Origin of the sequence: uncultured Helicobacter sp. (assembly GCF_910577135.1) — a bacterium.
Classification (GTDB): Bacteria; Campylobacterota; Campylobacteria; order Campylobacterales; family Helicobacteraceae; genus Helicobacter_C; species Helicobacter_C mastomyrinus.
The window spans coordinates 63,181-81,165 of the sequence record NZ_CAJTLL010000004.1 but is presented as its reverse complement, the minus strand read 5'-3'; the positions used below and the strand labels follow the sequence as shown (position 1 = coordinate 81,165).

15 protein-coding genes are annotated in these 17,985 nt (G+C 38.2%); 9 read left to right on the top strand and 6 right to left on the bottom strand.

Annotated elements, in window-relative coordinates; genetic code table 11:
- The first annotated feature begins 206 nt into the window (after window positions 1-206).
- Genes QZ289_RS03195 through QZ289_RS03185 form a run of 3 tightly spaced genes read left to right on the top strand, consistent with a single transcriptional unit; the run spans window position 207 to window position 3,099 of the window.
- The gene (locus QZ289_RS03195) at window positions 207-725 is read left to right on the top strand and encodes a hypothetical protein (RefSeq protein ID WP_295699135.1); all 519 of its coding nucleotides are present in this window, start codon (window positions 207-209) and stop codon (window positions 723-725) included.
- Between the two features lie 11 nt (window positions 726-736).
- The gene (locus QZ289_RS03190; protein ID WP_295699133.1) at window positions 737-1,531 is read left to right on the top strand and encodes a hypothetical protein; all 795 of its coding nucleotides are present in this window, start codon (window positions 737-739) and stop codon (window positions 1,529-1,531) included.
- On the top strand, window positions 1,483-3,099 hold the full coding sequence (locus QZ289_RS03185) for a hypothetical protein (RefSeq protein ID WP_295699131.1): 1,617 nt from the start codon (window positions 1,483-1,485) through the stop codon (window positions 3,097-3,099). The genes QZ289_RS03190 and QZ289_RS03185 overlap by 49 nt, the downstream gene beginning before the upstream one ends.
- A 212-nt stretch (window positions 3,100-3,311) precedes the next feature.
- Here the strand turns inward: QZ289_RS03185 and QZ289_RS03180 are convergent, their stop codons facing one another.
- A complete protein-coding gene (locus QZ289_RS03180; protein WP_295699129.1) occupies window positions 3,312-5,249 on the bottom strand; it encodes a motility associated factor glycosyltransferase family protein in 1,938 nt (645 codons plus the stop codon).
- Window positions 5,250-5,276: 27 nt separating this feature from the next.
- Entirely contained in the window at window positions 5,277-6,821 is a 1,545-nt protein-coding gene (locus QZ289_RS03175) for a flagellin B (RefSeq protein ID WP_295699127.1), read from the bottom strand.
- A 179-nt stretch (window positions 6,822-7,000) separates the two neighbouring features.
- Between QZ289_RS03175 and topA the strand changes: the two genes are divergently transcribed.
- Together topA and QZ289_RS03165 are read left to right on the top strand one after the other, a co-directional pair.
- Window positions 7,001-9,220 (top strand): type I DNA topoisomerase, encoded by a 2,220-nt coding sequence (topA, locus tag QZ289_RS03170; protein ID WP_295699125.1) that lies wholly within the window; start codon window positions 7,001-7,003, stop codon window positions 9,218-9,220.
- Window positions 9,221-9,520: 300 nt separating this feature from the next.
- Window positions 9,521-9,763: a hypothetical protein gene (locus QZ289_RS03165; protein ID WP_295699124.1), complete on the top strand. Its 243-nt coding sequence runs from the start codon at window positions 9,521-9,523 to the stop codon at window positions 9,761-9,763.
- On the opposite strand, the gene QZ289_RS03160 is transcribed toward QZ289_RS03165, so the two are convergent.
- Together QZ289_RS03160 and QZ289_RS03155 are read right to left on the bottom strand one after the other, a co-directional pair.
- Entirely contained in the window at window positions 9,764-10,345 is a 582-nt protein-coding gene (locus QZ289_RS03160; RefSeq protein WP_295699122.1) for a phosphoribosyltransferase, read from the bottom strand. It abuts the gene before it with no gap.
- Window positions 10,346-11,054: 709 nt separating this feature from the next.
- On the bottom strand, window positions 11,055-11,237 hold the full coding sequence (locus QZ289_RS03155; protein ID WP_295699120.1) for a hypothetical protein: 183 nt from the start codon (window positions 11,235-11,237) through the stop codon (window positions 11,055-11,057).
- Between the two features lie 150 nt (window positions 11,238-11,387).
- Between QZ289_RS03155 and QZ289_RS03150 the strand changes: the two genes are divergently transcribed.
- From QZ289_RS03150 to QZ289_RS03135, 4 genes are all read left to right on the top strand, one after another.
- Window positions 11,388-11,567, top strand: coding sequence for a hypothetical protein (locus QZ289_RS03150; protein WP_295699119.1), 180 nt, complete (start codon window positions 11,388-11,390; stop codon window positions 11,565-11,567).
- Window positions 11,568-11,672: 105 nt separating this feature from the next.
- Window positions 11,673-12,692 carry an AAA family ATPase gene (locus QZ289_RS03145; RefSeq protein WP_295699117.1) on the top strand — a complete coding sequence of 340 codons (1,020 nt, stop codon included), beginning with the start codon at window positions 11,673-11,675 and terminating at the stop codon, window positions 12,690-12,692.
- The gene (locus QZ289_RS03140) at window positions 12,686-12,871 is read left to right on the top strand and encodes a hypothetical protein (protein ID WP_295699115.1); all 186 of its coding nucleotides are present in this window, start codon (window positions 12,686-12,688) and stop codon (window positions 12,869-12,871) included. The genes QZ289_RS03145 and QZ289_RS03140 overlap by 7 nt, the downstream gene beginning before the upstream one ends.
- Window positions 12,861-14,513 (top strand): McrC family protein, encoded by a 1,653-nt coding sequence (locus QZ289_RS03135; protein WP_295699112.1) that lies wholly within the window; start codon window positions 12,861-12,863, stop codon window positions 14,511-14,513. Before QZ289_RS03140 ends, QZ289_RS03135 begins: the two co-directional genes overlap by 11 nt.
- Before the next feature lie 27 nt (window positions 14,514-14,540).
- Here the strand turns inward: QZ289_RS03135 and QZ289_RS03130 are convergent, their stop codons facing one another.
- Window positions 14,541-15,239: a thioredoxin fold domain-containing protein gene (locus QZ289_RS03130; protein ID WP_295699110.1), complete on the bottom strand. Its 699-nt coding sequence runs from the start codon at window positions 15,237-15,239 to the stop codon at window positions 14,541-14,543.
- A 90-nt stretch (window positions 15,240-15,329) separates the two neighbouring features.
- On the bottom strand, window positions 15,330-17,906 hold the full coding sequence (locus QZ289_RS03125; RefSeq protein ID WP_295699108.1) for an AAA family ATPase: 2,577 nt from the start codon (window positions 17,904-17,906) through the stop codon (window positions 15,330-15,332).
- Window positions 17,907-17,985: the final 79 nt, after the last annotated feature.

Genomic DNA, 17,985 nt, shown 5'->3' with positions numbered 1-17,985 from the left:
CACTTTTATAAAATGAGCGAATCGAATACTTGAATATAATCCTAAGCTATCAGCTCTTCCTACCCTAATCTATGCTATCACACTTTATGAAATATCTTTTATATCATATTGACAATATAAAATAATAACTATTTTTATTTTATTAAAAGATAAGAAATAATATTATTCGCCCTACTTTACTTTCTCATATAAAGTTGGAGGTTATTATGCGATGTTTAAAACATACTATGAAAAAGCTGTGGGTTTGGGGGATAGATAGAATCTTTAGCAAAATTCATATTTTACTTCTATATATTTGCTTGATATTCACACTTCCACTTACTGCCGATGAAATAAGTAGTGTAGATTCTAATGAAGAAAACTCTAAAGATTCTATAAGAAAAGTCAATCTAGGCACATCTATTGTGCGAGAAGTAAATGAAATAAAAGCCTATCAAAGCGGAGAGATTATCAATGCCCAAATGTTAGAATCCAACCCTAGCGGGAATGGCGACATCACAAGCATACTTAGAATCATCCCCAACGTCCAATATGACACACAGCAATTACGAAGTGCTACACCCGGAGAGATAGACCCGGCTAAAATAAGTATAAGCGGTGGTTTGCATTATCAAAATAACTTCCAGCTTGATGGGTTTAATATGAATAATGATATAAATCCCATAGGCACAGCCGGAGCGTATGGCGGAGAGGGGCAAGGTAGAAGTCAAGGACTAGCCTTTTAGAATCTATTTCGGTGCAAGATTCTAATGTATCTGCAGCCTATGGAGGATTCACAGGCGGAGTAGTAGAGGCAAATACAAGGAGACCTACAAAAAGCTTTGGCGCAAATATAAGCTATCAAATCACGCAAGGCAATGCAGAACCGGGCAAATTCTCCCTTACAAATTATCATATCTATGAGGCAAACTCCACTTCGTTACAAAACTTTGTCAATTCCTCCTCTAGCTCTAATCAGCCTCAATTTACCAAACATCTCTTTCGCTCAAGTATTGAATCTAAAATCAATGATAGAAGTGGAGTGATGGCGAGCTTTACGACAACGCAAAGCATTATTCCCCTACATACTTATGCAGGTGGTGATGCAAACTCCATAGAAACGCCTGTAACGCAAGTATCACAATTTAAAAATGCTATTCAAGACATCAATCGTCAAAGCTATAATCTCTTTCTCAAAGGCTATTATGACCCAAGCGATTCTGTGAGATTAGAGCTAAGCTATGCCTTTGCGCCCGATAAATCAAAAAATTTCTTTCAAGGGAGCGCAGGAGACTTTTATACTTTAGAATCAGGCGGACATAATGTAGGCTTTAAGACTACTTGGGATAATGCCTTAGGTGTGCTTACCAACAACCTTAGCTACTCTTTTTTGAAAAATAGCACGGCTATACCAACCATAAGTTTTGGCTCATTTCTGAAAATCATAATGGCACAAATTGGAATGGATATTATAGAGAGGGAGGCTATGCGCCCTATGATTCTATGCAAAATACGATTGCTAATAAACTCATTCAAGACTTCCACCCCATAGAAGATGCCTTAGGCATTACACATCACTTTCAAGCAGGGCTAGAGCTAGGCTATCAATATGTGCAAAGTGCTAATCCTAGAGATTACTTTGCAAGCTCTAATACTCCTTATGCAATGACACAAACACAACAAACTATTTGTTTGCAAACCAATCAAGAATGGTGCGACTCAAGCAAGGCTTATGCTACTGGTATAAGAATGAACCAATATACGCCCAATGGAGATTCTGTAAAAGAAATTACCTATGGTGGAAATACGATGTATGAATTACAATACGGGCAGTGGGTGCGAGGAAGTAGATTTTATGGCAAAGGCAGTGTCGCACTCAATAATATTTTGGGAGCATTGTTTATTGAGGATAATATGAAAATCCCTTTAGGTTATATAGGTGCATTAAATATCCGCCCGGGATTACGCATTGATAGTGATTCCTATATGGGAAAAGTTACCTTTGCTCCTAGATTTTCACTCAATTATCAAACCCCTTGGAATGAGGGCAATATAGGGCAGCACTTTGCTACACAAATAACCGCAGGGGCAAATCGCTACTATGGGAGAAATATATTTGCCTATGCTATATCAGGGCAGCTAGAAAGTCTGCGTAGAGATGTATCACGTAGTGAAATAAGCAAATCTTTTGAGGAGATTCTCGCTGAGGGGAGAGTATGCACTAATAGAAATGATGATAATTGTATCTCCACAATAGGCGTGAACACCACTAAATTTTCACAGCTCAAAGTCCCTTATGCAGATGAATTGATGATAGGTATTTCACAGAGAATCTATGATATGAATTTAGGGATAAAATATATCTATCGTGCGGGGAGAGATGAGATACGACGAAGTAGCAGAAGCGTGAGCAATCTCCCCACAGATTCAAATTATTCAAGTAATTACTATATCTACACCAATGAGGGTATCTCTACTACCAATGTCATCACTCTCACTTTAGAAAATACTCACCCTTTAAAAATCTTAGGAGTGAAAAATCATATCTTTTTTGCCTTTGATTGGACAAATGTGAATAGAAACTATACAGATTATAGCGATACGCTTACAAATCAAGAATTAGCCAATCAATGGATTTCTTGGAATGGGCAGATTATCCGCTATGCTGATAAACCAGCAGAAAACTTTAATCGCCCTTATACGTTGCGTTTAAACACCACGCATACGTTTAATGTAGGCAAAACAAAATGGCTTTTAAATAACTTTTTTAGATACAGAAGTAGTTACAAGGCTATGGCTAGCACACTTGCTACTTCCACAGTGGCTACTCGTCCGCCTGATAAGATTGACCTTGATGGTCATGGCATACCTGAAACGCCTGTGGATACCTTTCGTCCTTTAGATATTAAAGGGGCTTTTACTTGGGATATGCGACTAGGCTTTGAAGTAGATATGCATAAAGGCAATACAATGTATATGAATGTAGATATTTATAATGTGCTAGATGCTAAGAATCTTGCTATTGCTTCAGCTGCATACTCTACGACTGCAGGGACTACAGCTACCCCTGTGTATGAAGTAGGTAGGCAATTTTGGCTACAACTGGGGTATAGGTATTGATAGCAAGGGAATTAAGCTTACCACAAAAGCTTAATTCTATACTCTTTGCTTCCTTAACACAGCATACTCAACACACAAAATGCTTTGATGATTCCCTGCATTTTACACTTGCAATCAAATATAAAGGGATACCCTCCCTCCCCTATCTTGTAAAAGCTCCTCTTATATGAAGCTAGGATATACCCTAGTACTCCATATTAGATAATGCAACCCTAGGCTTTATTTACAGACATATCTTTAGCCTGATGATGTATCTCCCAACTCTCATAGGCTTCTTTAACTTTTTCAATCACTACGTCCATTCCTCCAGCGAGTGAAAAAAGCCAATATTTATGCGCATAGATGATTTCAGCTTGTTTGATGAGCTTTGCCTCCTCATTGTTTGCAGGCATAACAAGCAGCCGCGCGATGTCCATCTCTTGATGAAAGATATAAGATTGTATCGCGTCCATAAAGCATTCACGGAATCTTATATCATCAAAAAGCTCTTTGACCTTTTGGATTCTATCTATGCAATTTTGCAACTCCTGTGCTTGTAGCTCATCTAGCCGATTTTCTTTGTTGAGTAGCTCAAATCGCTCCGTGAGCGCAGCCACTTCTAAAAACACTTCCTCGACAAAAGCTTTATCCTTTAAGCCTAACTCAATCCAATCCTCTATCTTCTGCCTTACCTTATCAAGATTTGCCTCATACTCTTGTGTGCTAGGGTAAACTAAGGTGATGGGCTTTTTTTTATGTGTCGTATCTATGAGTTTAATGGCTTCTTTAAAGGGAATTTCTTTCGTGCCTTGAATCCTAGCCCCACCCTCTGTGGCATTAATCACCTCAATGGGATAGGGCGTATTAGCAATATCGCGTTCATAGAATGTCAAAAACATCTTCCACACTTTAGTAGATTCCACCATACCGCCACCGCCATATTTTTCTACCATTACCTTTTGTCCTTTGTCCTCCATTGTCTTGGGGCTAATCTCATTCTCGCCATATACAGCATTTTTTGCATGAGAACTGCCATCTTCGCCAAAGGCTAAATCCTGCCCAATAATAATACAACGCTTAAATTTTGAATGCACGATAAGCTCATACGCCATATTTGCCGCACTCATACCTATGCCCAAATAACCATACTCAGGAATATGGAAGTAATTTGTATATCCAAATGGACGCAATGAATACTGCACCACATCGCCTTTAAGCGCATTTTTCAGCCGCTGATGCACAATAGAGGTAATAGCAAAAATCACATCTTTGTGAAATTTCTTAGGCGTGTCTTCATAGAATCTTGCCGTAAGCTCCACACGTTCGAGTGAAAATACAATATCAGGCTTAATGCCCTCTCTCGCTAAAATAGGAAAAGACGCATCAATGCACATAATCGTAGCATAGTCTTGAATCTGCCTAAGATATGGAATCTGCTTACTCAAGCTAGGTCCAGTAGCAACGATAATAGCGCTATCCCTGCCCTTGATATGCCTTAAAAGCTCTAGCAAAGTAGGAGATTTCAGCACATCTGGTAAATTGCGTATATGATGAGAAATACCAATAATAGCGTCCCTGCTATCATTACCCACACTCACGACACTATGCTCGATAGCGCGGATAAAAAGTTGATTAATATTAATGTAGAGTTGTGCATATTTCTCATAATAGCCATTAAATAAATGTAAATCATAGGTTTTTGAATAAACTTTTGCATCGCGATTAGTGGCAAAAAGCATATCAATATGGATAAAATCACAATGTGTAGCGTCAAGAAATATAATTCTTTGCTCCAAAATCTCTTGGCTAAAATCCATAAAATGCAAAGCGATAAAAAGCAATTCAAGCTCAGGCTCTAGCACGACTATGCGCTTCAAAAGCTCATTATGCAGCAGCACTTTATAAAACACCCCATTACCCACGCCAAAAAAATATAAATATGGATAATGAGAATATGTGCTAAATACCTGAATCTTCGAATTTGTTTCTTCTAGTGGATTTTGTGTGAAAAGTGGTGTGTGTGTGCGTTTATCAATAATGTTGATATTGAGCACATCATCACCTTGAAATACCTCATAAGATTCATTTGGTTTAAAATCATTGAGTTTTAGCGCAAGAGCAGGAGAAACTACTGCTAATGCAGAAAGATTAAGAGAGAAAAAATCCTGCATATACCATTCTTACACTATTCGATATGACTATTGAAGCAATCGAAGCACGTTTTGTTGCACGGCATTGGCTTGAGCCATAGCGAAGCTACCACTTTGAGCCAAAACGTTATGTTTAGAGAATGTCGCAGATTCTGCAGCAAAATCCACATCGCGAATTTGAGATTCTGCAGCTTTAACATTCACTTGTGTAACAGATACATTATTAATTGTTGCAACAAGCTGAATCTGTGCTGAACCAATATCTGCGCGTAATCTATCAAGCTGCATACGAGCAGATTCTGCCATATCGATAACCACCATTGCTCCTTTAAGGCTTGTAACCCCAGCACCAATACCATCAAAGTGAAGATTGGCTTGTGCCACATTAGCATTTGCTCCAGATGCTGATGCAATATTAGCGTCCATTTCCCCACGCACATAGCGGAGATTTGCAGTATATTCAGCAATACCCTGTGCAGAGTGAAATCCTATATGGCTATAATTTATTCCGCTAACTATAATATCTCTTGCATCTGTTCTAATGAGCGTTAAGCGTCCTATGATGGCGTGCTCTGTGCCAGAAATTCCGGCAAAGTTTCCTCCACCAAACACCTTACCACTATCGCCCTCTGTGCGAATAGAAATAGCACGTCCATCCAAACTTCTTATATTGATACGCCCTGTAATATCAGTGAAAGCTTCAGCCCCCGTACGTTCTTTGATAGAATTGATAGCATTAAGTAAGCGTCCATCAGAATCATTTTTGCGCACATCATTAACATTTCCGATTGTTACACCATTAATCACCAAGCCTCGCACTGTGCCTGAAAGCACGGGCACATCGCCTGTTGCCATTACATTCCACGCTGCGCGCACCCCCAAAGTATTTGAATGTTTATTAATTACTTCTGTAAGCACACCTATACCTGTCCCCGCAGAAGTAGAAATTTTAACGGTTTCTGTTTCATAATCGTGTTTTCCATCAACCTGACGAAACTTGAGCATTACTTCAGTGAGGTTAGAATAAGCAGCAGAAGCGAGCATACCTTCAGCAGAAAACGAGCCACTTTCCAGACGCACGTGTCCGATTTTGTCAGAGCTTGTAGGACCAATAGAGGCTTTTATCGTTGTATTTGAATAAGCACCAATTTGAAATTCTTTATTAGAGAATGCGCCAGAGAGCATTTGCTGTCCATTATAACTTGTAGTATTAGCAATATTATCTAGCTCTTCAAGTAAACGTATAATATCACTTTGAAGTGCCTTTCTTGTCTCTGTGCTTTGCCCATCTTGTGCGGCTTGAATAGCCTTAGTTTTAATCGTATCTAAGATTTTGAGCTGTTCGTCCATTGCCTTATCAGCCACTTGTATAATACCAATGGCGTCATTGGCATTTCTCACTGCCTGTCCTAACCCCTCACTTTGACTTCGCAAGCTATCGGCAATCGCCATACCCGAGGCATCATCTGCAGCTTTATTGAGTCGCAAACCCGAACTTAATTTTTCAAGCGAATTATGCAGACTTCTGTTATTCTGCACCCCAATGGTATGTGCGGTAAGGGCAGAAATATTTGTGTTTATCCTAAAACTCATATTGCATCCTTTGCTAAAATTTTTCTATATTTTGTCGATAAAGCAAAAAAGATTCCACAAATTCAATAATTCAATTTTGTATAAAGATTGCACAAAGAAATAAAATAAATAAAATTTCACAAAGAATCTATGCTAAAATCCGACTTTAAATCTCAAGGGAAGTTTTATGAGGGGCCTAAATGAAAGATCTAATCATCGTAGAATCACCAGCTAAAGCAAAGACAATCAAAATTTTTTTAGGGAATAATTATGAGGTTATCGCCTCTAAGGGGCATATACGCGATTTGCCAAAATATAGCTTTGGTATTGAGATTAAGGACAAAACATTCACGCCCCAATATGACATTGATAAAGATCATCAAGAAATTGTAGACAAGATTCAAAATGCGAGCAAAAAGGCAAAGACTACCTATATCGCAACCGATGAGGACAGAGAGGGAGAGGCAATAGGCTATCATATCACCCAGGCTCTCGAACGCCCTTATGATGAGTTCCCACGCATTGTATTCCACGAGATTACTAAAAATGCTATTACACATTCATTAGCAAATCCTAGAAAAATCGATATGTCAAAGGTCAATGCCCAGCAAGCACGACGGCTACTAGATAGAATCGTAGGCTTTAAGCTCTCTCAACTGATGTCTTCCAAGATTCAAAAAGGCTTGTCTGCAGGGCGAGTGCAAAGCGCCGCATTAAAAATCATCGTTGATAGAGAGCGAGAAATCCGCGCTTTCAAGCCTACCATATACTATACGATCAATGCGACTTTTACCCTGCCCTCAAAAGAGAGCATAGAATCTGAGTTAATTATATATGATAAAAAACTAGAGAAGCTCTCTTTGCAAGATTCTAAAGCAGTAGAAGCGATGTGCCAATATATCAAAAGTGCTCAATTTATCATTGAAGAAATTAGTAAAAAATCTAAGAAAACGCCCACCCCTGCACCATTTATGACTTCTACCCTGCAACAGAGTGCTTCAAATCTCTTAGGATTCTCTCCATCGCGCACGATGAGTGTCGCACAGCGGCTTTATGAGGGCGTGAATACGAATTTTGGGACAATGGGGGTTATCACTTATATGAGGACAGATAGCCTTAATATCGCTAAAGAAGCGCAAAATGCGGCAAGGGCGGTATTGAAAAAAACTTATGGGGAATCTTATGTCCCTAAGAAGCCTAAAATTTATGCGACAAGGTCTAAAAGCGCACAGGAAGCACACGAAGCCATACGTCCTACAAATCTTGATTTCACGCCACAAATGGCAAAATCCTGCTTGAAGCCTGAAGAATATAAACTCTATACATTAATCTACAATCGCTTCCTTGCCTCACAGAGTGAAGATGCGATATTTGAGACACAAAATATCATTTTTAGCGCTAAAGAGGGGGAGCATAAGGTGAGCTTTAAGGCAAATGGACGCAAACTTGTCTTTGATGGATTCTATAAAATTACAGGGAGCGATGATAAGGATAAGCTTTTGCCTGAGTGCAAAGAGGGGGAAAGTGTACTGTTACAGGATTTAGAGGCGATTGAAAAATCCACAGAGGCTCCATCGCGCTATAATGAGGCAAGCATTATTAAAAGTATGGAATCTTTAGGTATAGGACGTCCTAGCACCTATGCACCTACCATTGCTTTACTTGTAGCAAGGGAATACGTGCAGCTTGATAAAAAGCAGCTTGTGCCAAGTGAGAGTGCTTTTAAGGTGATTGAAATGCTCGAAGGACATTTCAATGAAATTGTCGATACTCACTTTAGCGCAGGGCTTGAAAATAAGCTTGATGACATCGCACAAGAAAAAATTGATTGGGAAGCAATGCTATGGGAATTTTATGAGCCTTTTATGCAAAAGATAGAATCAGGCAAAAAAGATATTGTCTCGCAGAAAGTCATCATACCTACAGGCGAGATATGTCCTAAATGTGGCAAGGAACTCGTGCAGCGTCAAAGCCGATATGGTGAGTTTGTGGCGTGTAGTGGCTATCCTAAGTGCAAATATATTAAGCCCAATGAAAATAAAGAGCAAGGTATAAGCCAAGACAATGGTGTATGCGAAAAATGCGGTAAGCCTATGGTTAAGAAATTTGGACGCAATGGCGAGTTTTTAGCGTGTAGTGGCTATCCTACCTGCAAAAATACGAAATCACTCTCTAATAAGCCTCAAGCTAAAAGCGTTGAGGATGTAGCTTGTCCTCAATGCGGCGGTGAAATCGTGCAAAGATTCAGCCGTAGGGGGGCATTCTTTGGCTGTAAGAACTATCCTAAATGCAATTTTATATCAAAGTTTCAACCTACTAAAGAAAAATGCCCCGAATGCGGTGGGATAATGTGTGAACGCGAATATCGCAAAAAGCACATATATGAATGCCTCAAATGCAAGCATCAAGTAGAGAAATAGCTTCCCCCCCCCCCCCATAGAAGTAAGGATTCTAAAAAGCCGCATAAAGACTTGGTGCTTCTTTGTCCTCATTTTAGTAAATGTGAATATTGATATTCTAAAAAATATGAAACTGCTCTTTAAGGGATAAGTATCTTATATTTTGCACGATCTTGAAACTATTTCCATAAGGAATTTTCACTCTTTTATCTCCTAGCATTAAGTAAAAAAGTAATTTTTAATAATCACTATGATAGAATAGAAATATTCTTTTAGTAAAATCTTATAAAGAATAAAATACATTGCTTTAAGGAAAACATAATGAGGCGCAATAATTCACTTTCACCTAAGCTTTCACAACGTGATATTGCAGGGATTCTAAAAGTCGATACCAAAACACTCTATAATTGGCGAAAGAATAAAAGTGAGCTTTACACCATCGTTATGTTAGGGTTTAAATTTAAAGAAATTCTCTCTGCCCAACAACAATACTGCCAAGAACTCGAGCGCATAGAATCTGATGTGCTTAACACTGCACAAGCACAAAAAATACAGAAAAAATAATTATCTCGCATCACAAAGTGTCAAGCAAAATGCGATATGGTAAGAATGAAGCACATTAATAGCTTCATTGAGACTTGTGCCAGTGGTGATAATATCATCAATAAGCACAATATGCGTATCTTGCAGAGGTTTTTGCAAGGCAAATCCCTTAGGATTATCCTGTCGAAATTGTAAGCTCTCCCCTGCATACTTTACATTATTTTGTGCCTTAAGCGCACCATAGCAACCCTCAAAAACGCCTTTGCTTTCTTTAGTAAATGCCCGAACTATCACACCCGTGTGTGAATATGCTCCATAAGGATAATCATCTAAGCCTAAAAGCGTAAGTTTTGGGGACTCTAAACTATCATATATATGTGAAAAAAAATATTTTGCCGCATTTTTTGCAAGAGTGGCAAGTATACGCGAACCTACAAGATGATATTTGCTCTGCATAAGTAACGCCACATCTTCATAGCGATAAAAGCTATAAGTTTTTATCGAATTTGCAAGGATTCTATGGCGAGGCGTTAGAGGAATATCATTCAGGCAATCCCTACATAGAATCTTCCAGCTATATCGCTCACATACAAGACATTTCACATTTTCCCTCCATTTCTACCCTATCATATTAGCGCACCGTGTAGTCTTACAAATAGGAATGAGCCAAAGCATAAAGAGATTTACACAAATGTTATCTGCACCTAAAAAATAAGTTTTAAGGCATAGGAACGCTATTCTATTATGCCCTTGCTATTGCGATAAATCGCCGTAAGGGTCTTGCACAATCAGGAGTAAATCCAGCTTATGCGCCTAAAGAATACACCTATAGCTAAGGCTGTGCCCTATCTATCGAGTGCGTTTTTCAAGATATGGTATTGCTATTCTACACTAACTATGCTTATTGTTAAAAAATAGGAAGTTGCCTTATTTATAGAATAAATTGCTGATGTTATTTCTCTACAATTTTGAATTGTAGAGATGAGAATCGACATTGCCCTTTTCTACATATTAGGGCTAATATCTATGCTCTTGTTACTACAAGATTTTATGGATATACTCTATAAGATTCTACTTAGCCTAACGGGGACTGCTCCCCGAAAGCAAAGCTATAAGCACAATAACAAATCTTAAAAACTGAAGACATATCTTACGCCCACATTGTAATTAATTTTAGTGGATCTTGATTATGCAATATAGTATCTACAAATAGTTCCCTAGCGGCGAGTTCTATGCTATGGTATCTGGTTATACAGTTCTTAGAGCGACATTAAGAGCTGTATCAAAGCTTATTTTCTTAATATCAGGAACATCAAAGGTCTTTCCTCTGCCAAGTATTAGCACCAAGCCCTACACCTACAAACACTCCGCTTTCCTCTGCCATTGCCATAAAGCTTACTAAACTTACAGCCAAAGCCTTAATATTTTCCTCATAATGAATCTCTTTCTTGATAAGGCTATTTCTTGATGAAATGCTTAATTGTTGTCGCTTCATTCACCTAAACTTCCTTAAATATTGTAAAATTATAGCAATAGTTCTATACTATAATGATTACATTTTGTGGCAAATTCTATTAATTCTGTCTAATGCCACTTGCAAAAAAAAGATATGCTATAAACTACAAATTAAAAACAAGGAGAATCAATGAACGAAAATCGTATCCCTCTAAATCAAATCCTTTATGGACCTCCTGGCACAGGGAAGACTTACCATACTATCAATAAAGCCTTAGAAATCTTGCGTGAATTTAAACTCATAGATTCTATACCAAATGATAGAGCGGAGCAAAAGAAGCTTTTTGATGAATATAAGGAGAAAAGGTAAATTGAATTTATCACCTTTCATCAAAGCTTTTCCTATGAGGAATTTATCGAGGGGATAAAGCCAGATATCGATAAAAATAATGCTGAAGTAGAATTTTCTAATGAAATGGTTTATAAAGTAGAAGAGGGAATTTTTAAAGAAATTTGCAATGCAGCCTTAGAGAATTTACAAAACTCTCAAAAATCAGTAGAAACATTACAAATAGAGGATTATGTAAGAGAACTAATAGAATCTTTTATAGAAAAAATTAAGGAAACTGAAGACGATAATGAAGAATATCATTTTCCATTCTATAACAACTTCTTTGTTTCAAAAATTAAAGAATCAAGTCCTTATAAAATATATGGAAATCCCGACAAGCGATGGCTAGGTGCAAAAACATCAGCAGCACAAAAACCAACCAAAAAACTTAGTGTGGCTGCTCTTATTGCAGAATATAACAATTTTAAAAATACTAAAAAAGAGGAGTTTAATATTCCTTCACCAAAAGGTGGAATATATTTTGATCCCAAAATATATTATGCCATCTTTGAAAAAATCCAAGACTTTGAGAACTCTCCCCAATGGCGAGAAAAAGCAAAAAAATTGCAGATTTCCACAGATTCTATTGATAACACTCTAAAACCCTATATCCTTATCATTGATGAGATCAATCGCGGGAATATTTCTAAGATTCTAGGTGAACTCATTACATTGATAGAGCCAGGCAAGCGCATAGGAGCTAGTGAGGAATTACGCGTAAGTTTACCCTACAGCAATGAATCCTTTGGAGTGCCTAAAAATCTCTATATCATCGGCACGATGAATACGGCTGATAGAAGCATAGCCTTGCTTGATACGGCATTGCGTAGGCGATTTGAGTTTATAGAATTAATGCCAGATTCGAGTAAAATAAATAATGACTATAAAGATGTGAATCTGCTAAAACTTTTAGATTCTATAAACAATCGCATTGAGTTTTTGCTCGATAGAGAGCATACTATAGGGCACGCCTTTTTTATTGATGTTAAAAACTTAGAGGATTTAAAAAATATTTTTGCTAAAAAATTATCCCGCTTTTGCAGGAGTATTTCTATGAGGATTATGCCAAGATTGACGCCGTGCCTAATGGCAATAAAATGGTGAAAAAGAAAAAAGATTTGACATTTTCTAGGTTGTTTGACACGAGAAAATTTAATGATTTTGATAGCGAAAAAGTGGTTTATGAAATCACAAAACAAGAAAATTGGACAATAGAGAATTTTAAAAGAATTTATGACAATAACATTAACTTAGAAAAAGAAAACGAGCAAGATGAAGCCTAAAAACACCCTTTGCATAGCCGAATGGCAGAGCTTTGGTTTTAATGAGGTTAAACAAGCCCTTGAAGCCAATCATAAAATAAATGCTACTCTTAATAATTCTAATGCAGAATGGAGCGAGACAAAAGCTACTATCACAAGTGAAGCAAAAGCCATAGAATCGAAAGCTCAAAGCATATTCAATGAACTTGTAGATTTTACAAAATATGAGGGCAATCATCAGTTTTTAAAACTCATTAGGCAAAATGGCAAAGATATGCTCAAAGCGCAAAACTATGTCGGGCTTATCCAAAGTAAAAGCGGCTTTTGCGTAGAGATTCTGCCTAAAACATTTCAAAGCATTAAAGAAAGCAATGTGTTTCAAATCAAAAATTGCACCTGCTCATCATTACAAGGAAGTGAAACTGACAAAACAATCCAAAACAATGTGGATTGCCATATCAATGCATCGCCTCACAACGAGAATTTAAAAAGCCAAAAATGCAAAGTATGCCAAGCAAAGCAAATTCTACTCAATATGCTAAAAAGCCTGAAAAACTCACCCTTGAAACACACACAATTTGCACATCTTAAAGCCCAGCAATTTCCTCTGCTTGAAGCCTTTGTTTTAATGTTTTTAGATGAGCTTGAGAGCCTTGTGAAAAGGGGAATTAGAGCAAACTATGTGTTAAAAGAGCAAAATCGCACTTTTTTAAAGGGCAAATTGCTTTTTAGCCAACATCTCAAATACAACCTCACACATAAAGAGCGATTTTTTACTGCAAGTGATGAGTTCTCTCATAATATCCCTGAAAATGCCCTTATCAAAAGCACTCTAAAACTTTTAGAGACACTAAGCCTTAGTAGCAAAACCCAAAGCAAACTTATACAAATGCACTTTATTTTTGCAGAGATTAAGCCAAGCAAAAATATTGATAAAGATTTAAGCAGATGTCAAAACACGAGGCATTTTAAGGTATATGAAAATATTTTATTATGGTGCAAAATTTTCTTAAAAAGGCAGAGTTTTAGCGCATATCAGGGCAACTCTAAAGCATTTGCCCTGCTTTTTGATATGAATATTTTATTTGAATCTTATGTCGCAAGTGAGATGAAAAAATACTTGAATGATAAAAGCTACAAAAATGGGCTTTATGATGAATTTGTGCAACACATTTTGAAAGATTCTCAAAGCGACATTCAAAAGCACAACATCTTCATTAAAACACAAGAAAGTATAAAATATCTAGCCGAACAAGACAAAGAAAAAATGTTTAGGCTTATTCCCGACATTGTAGGCTACACAAAGGACAATATCCAACAAACCCCACAAACCTTTTTTATCGCCGATACCAAATGGAAACTTTTAAGCCAAGATTCACAAAAACATTACAATATCGATAATATCGCTCAAGCGGACATCTATCAAATATGGGCATATCTGTGCAAATACCAATGCAAAAAGGGCTTTTTGATTTATCCTGCCCCCACAGATAGCACAGAGACCAATGCAAAGCCTACGCCCCCTACTTTTACATTTAAGTCTGATGTTGTGGCATTTGCCAAAAATTTAAGCGAAGGTTCTAAGCAGGTAACACAAGCAGATTCACAAAATCAACCAAAAATCACTCTATACATTTGCCTTTTCCCTCTAAGCCATCAATAGAATCCCAAGCACCCACTTACACATTCATCACTCTATAATATAAGGCACAGAGCGCACACCCACATTCGCGACCGCTTGAGTGAGTGCCATTGCCTCTTTTGTATCCATCGCTTTCCCCTTTACCTTAGCACCATAAAGCGCACTAAGCATAGCTATATCTTTAGCTTGATTGCCACTTTTATTTTTAAGGGCATTTGCTACTTTCAACATAGAATCTTCTCCCAAAAATCCTACGAGTAGCATTTTCACATTCGCTTCTTCTAGACGCCTAGAAAGATTAGCGAATTCTTGCTGACAATAGGGGCAATTAGGGTCAGAGACGATATAAATTGTTTTACTACTCTGCTTCTTCGCCTTAAAGGAAAATACTTGCGCATTTTTATCGTTAAAGAGCTCCTTTAATTTAGTATTAATCTTTGCCTTTTCTTTCTCGTAGAGATCTTTATAGAATCCTTGTATATGCGACTCCGTATTCTTATCTTGGAAGAGAGATATATCAGGCTGGAACATCATTTTCCCATCATTGGTAACCAAAAATGGCACGTGCTGAGTGCCAATCTCTATCACTACCATACTTAGTCCGCTTCCTAAATCGCTATTAGAAATAATTTTACCTTCTATATTATTTGCCCTTAATGTCTGTTCAAGGGAATCCTTGTTTGCTTGGGCATACGCCAAATGACACATACTTATCAATACACTAACTAACGCTATTTTATGCTTCATATTACTCCCTTGCTATTACAAAAATGTGCGTATTATAGCCATATTAAGTAATAATTCCATATTTTGCGCCCTTTTATGCTTTAAAAGTCATCACTTCCCTACCTCTGCGCTCATCTCATCATCTTTGCAGACAAAACGTACGCTCCCTCCGTCTTTAACCTCATCACGCAAAATTAAATCCGCCAATCTATCCTCCACCTCTTCATACAATGCCCTTTTAAGCGGACGCGCACCATACACACTATCAAAGCCCACTTTTGCGATATGCGCCTTTGCCTCCTCACTTAATGCAATGTGAATGCCTCGCTCTTTTGCCCTCTTAGCCAAAGCCGCAAACATAATATCCACAATTTTTGTAATTTCTTTTAAACGCAAAGGATTGAAAATCACCACATCATCAAGGCGATTAAGAAATTCCGGCTTAAAATACATTTTCAACGCCTCTTTGACGGCAATATCTCGCTGTGCCTTATCACTTATCTCCATAATCTTATCACTTGCGATATTGCTTGTCAAAATAATAATCGTATTACTAAAATCCACAACCACGCCCTTGCTATCGGTTAATCGCCCATCATCAAGCACTTGTAAGAGGATATTAAACACATCAGGGTGTGCCTTCTCAACTTCATCAAATAGCACGATACTATAAGGTTTGCGGCGAATAGCTTCAGTTAGCACTCCGCCCTCCTCATAGCCTACATATCCTGGAGGTGCACCCACAAGCCGACTCACCGCGTGTTTTTCCATATATTCGCTCATATCGATACGTACAAGCGACTTTGCATTATCAAACAAAAATTCGGCTAATGTCTTAGCACATTGTGTTTTCCCCACGCCTGTGGGTCCTAGAAACAAAAGGCTCCCAATAGATCTGCCGCCCTCACTTAGCCCTGCCTTATTGCGTTTAATCGCACGTGCAATCGCCTTAATCGCCTCTTTCTGCCCTACTACGCTTTTTTCAAGCTCGGCTTCTATGCCTAAGATTCTATCTTTTTGACTTTGAAGCATTTTTTTTACCGGGATACCACTCCAACGACTCACCACACCGGCTATACTCTCTTGCGTAACAGCATTTTTAAGCAATGTGCCGTGATTTTGCATATCCTCCCATTGCTTTTGCAATGCCACTTCTTGTGCCTCTATATCAGGAATCTTCCCATAGTCAATCTCCGCTGCCTTATTATAATCTCCACTTCGCTTGGCAAGCTCGGATTCTCTTTTTAAGCTATCGAGCTGTGATTTAAGTGCAGCTATTTGGGTAAAAACCTGCTTTTCCTGTTCAAATCGCCCCTCTAAGCTCACCCTCTCCTCACGCAAATTCGCTAATTCCTTATCAATCTCCCCTACTCGCGCCTCATTAGCATTATTTTTCTCCATATTCAAGGCTTGTTTTTCCACTTCTAAATTCGCAATCTGCTTTTTAATCTTACTTAACTCTAATGGCTCGGATTCTATTTGCATTTTTAGCTCTGCAGCGGCTTCATCGATTAAGTCAATCGCCTTATCGGGCAAAAATCTATCTGCAATATAGCGAGTAGAAAGCTTGGCTGCTGCAACAAGCGCGGAATCTGCGATATTGACATTATGATGTGCCTCTAAATTAGGCTTAATCCCTCGCAAAATTTGCAATGCCTCATTAATGCTTGGCTCATTCACCATAATGGGCTGAAATCGCCTTGTAAGTGCGGCGTCCTTCTCAAAATATTTACGATATTCTTTTAATGTGGTCGCTCCTATCGTGTGTAGCTCACCCCTTGCAAGAGCGGGTTTAAGGATATTTGCAGCGTCCATACTGCCTTCACTCGCCCCTGCGCCGACAATAGTGTGAATCTCATCGATGAAAAGTATCACATTCCCTGCTTTTTTCACCTCCTCTACGACATTTTTAAGCCGCTCCTCAAACTCCCCACGATACTTCGCTCCGGCAATGAGCGCGCTCATATCAAGCGCGATAAGCTTTTTATTTTGCAAACTCACAGGCACACTCTTTGCCACAATCCTTTGTGCCAAACCTTCTACCACAGCAGTTTTTCCCACGCCGGGCTCACCGAGCAAAATAGGATTATTCTTGCTTTTGCGTATGAGAATCTGCATCATCGCATTAATCTCATCATCTCGCCCTATCACAGGATCTAGCGTGTTTTCTAACGCCTTTTGTGTGAGGTCAATTCCAAATTTGCTTAAGGATTCTAAATTATCATCGCCACTTTGAGAATCTATCTTTACCTCTCCACGTAAAGAAAGCAAGGTCTTTTTCAACTCATTTATATCCACAAAAGGCTTAAAAATACTTACAAACGCGCCATCTTTAATATTAGCAATCAAAAACATATCCGCAGCGATGTAACTATCGCCATTTTTGGTAGCTTCACCTTGCGCGAGATGTAGCGCGGCAGAGCATTCTTTGCTAAGGCTTAGATTCTCTTTTGTAACACTTGAACTTTTAGGCAATTTATCCACTTCGCTACGCGCCTGAAGCTCGATAGCCTCTTTAGCGATATTCATTTTGTTTAAAGCTTGATTCAAAATACTTTGATGATTAGCAAGAAATGCCCAATATACGTGTGCGGGGGTGATTTCTTGATTTTGAGAATGCAAGGCGAGAGAAGCTGCACTATCGAGGGTTTCTTTCATTTGATTAGTTAATTTTTCAAAAATGTTCATAGCAAACTCCTTTAAATTTTATATGAGTAGCATTATATAAGTTTAGTCATTTAATGTCAAATTTATTTATAAAATAACT

Excerpts from the sequence above, each read along its gene's own strand:
- QZ289_RS03125 (WP_295699108.1), bottom strand. The coding sequence starts at position 17,906 with ATGAACATTTTTGAAAAATTAACTAATCAAATGAAAGAAACCCTCGAT.
- QZ289_RS03175 (WP_295699127.1), bottom strand. The coding sequence starts at position 6,821 with ATGAGTTTTAGGATAAACACAAATATTTCTGCCCTTACCGCACATACC.
- QZ289_RS03130 (WP_295699110.1), bottom strand. The coding sequence starts at position 15,239 with ATGAAGCATAAAATAGCGTTAGTTAGTGTATTGATAAGTATGTGTCAT.
- QZ289_RS03150 (WP_295699119.1), top strand. The coding sequence starts at position 11,388 with ATGAACGAAAATCGTATCCCTCTAAATCAAATCCTTTATGGACCTCCT.
- QZ289_RS03185 (WP_295699131.1), top strand. The coding sequence starts at position 1,483 with ATGCAAAATACGATTGCTAATAAACTCATTCAAGACTTCCACCCCATA.
- topA (WP_295699125.1), top strand. The coding sequence starts at position 7,001 with ATGAAAGATCTAATCATCGTAGAATCACCAGCTAAAGCAAAGACAATC.
- QZ289_RS03145 (WP_295699117.1), top strand. The coding sequence starts at position 11,673 with ATGGTTTATAAAGTAGAAGAGGGAATTTTTAAAGAAATTTGCAATGCA.
- QZ289_RS03180 (WP_295699129.1), bottom strand. The coding sequence starts at position 5,249 with ATGCAGGATTTTTTCTCTCTTAATCTTTCTGCATTAGCAGTAGTTTCT.
- QZ289_RS03140 (WP_295699115.1), top strand. The coding sequence starts at position 12,686 with ATGGTGAAAAAGAAAAAAGATTTGACATTTTCTAGGTTGTTTGACACG.
- QZ289_RS03195 (WP_295699135.1), top strand. The coding sequence starts at position 207 with ATGCGATGTTTAAAACATACTATGAAAAAGCTGTGGGTTTGGGGGATA.
- QZ289_RS03165 (WP_295699124.1), top strand. The coding sequence starts at position 9,521 with ATGAGGCGCAATAATTCACTTTCACCTAAGCTTTCACAACGTGATATT.
- QZ289_RS03155 (WP_295699120.1), bottom strand. The coding sequence starts at position 11,237 with ATGAAGCGACAACAATTAAGCATTTCATCAAGAAATAGCCTTATCAAG.
- QZ289_RS03135 (WP_295699112.1), top strand. The coding sequence starts at position 12,861 with ATGAAGCCTAAAAACACCCTTTGCATAGCCGAATGGCAGAGCTTTGGT.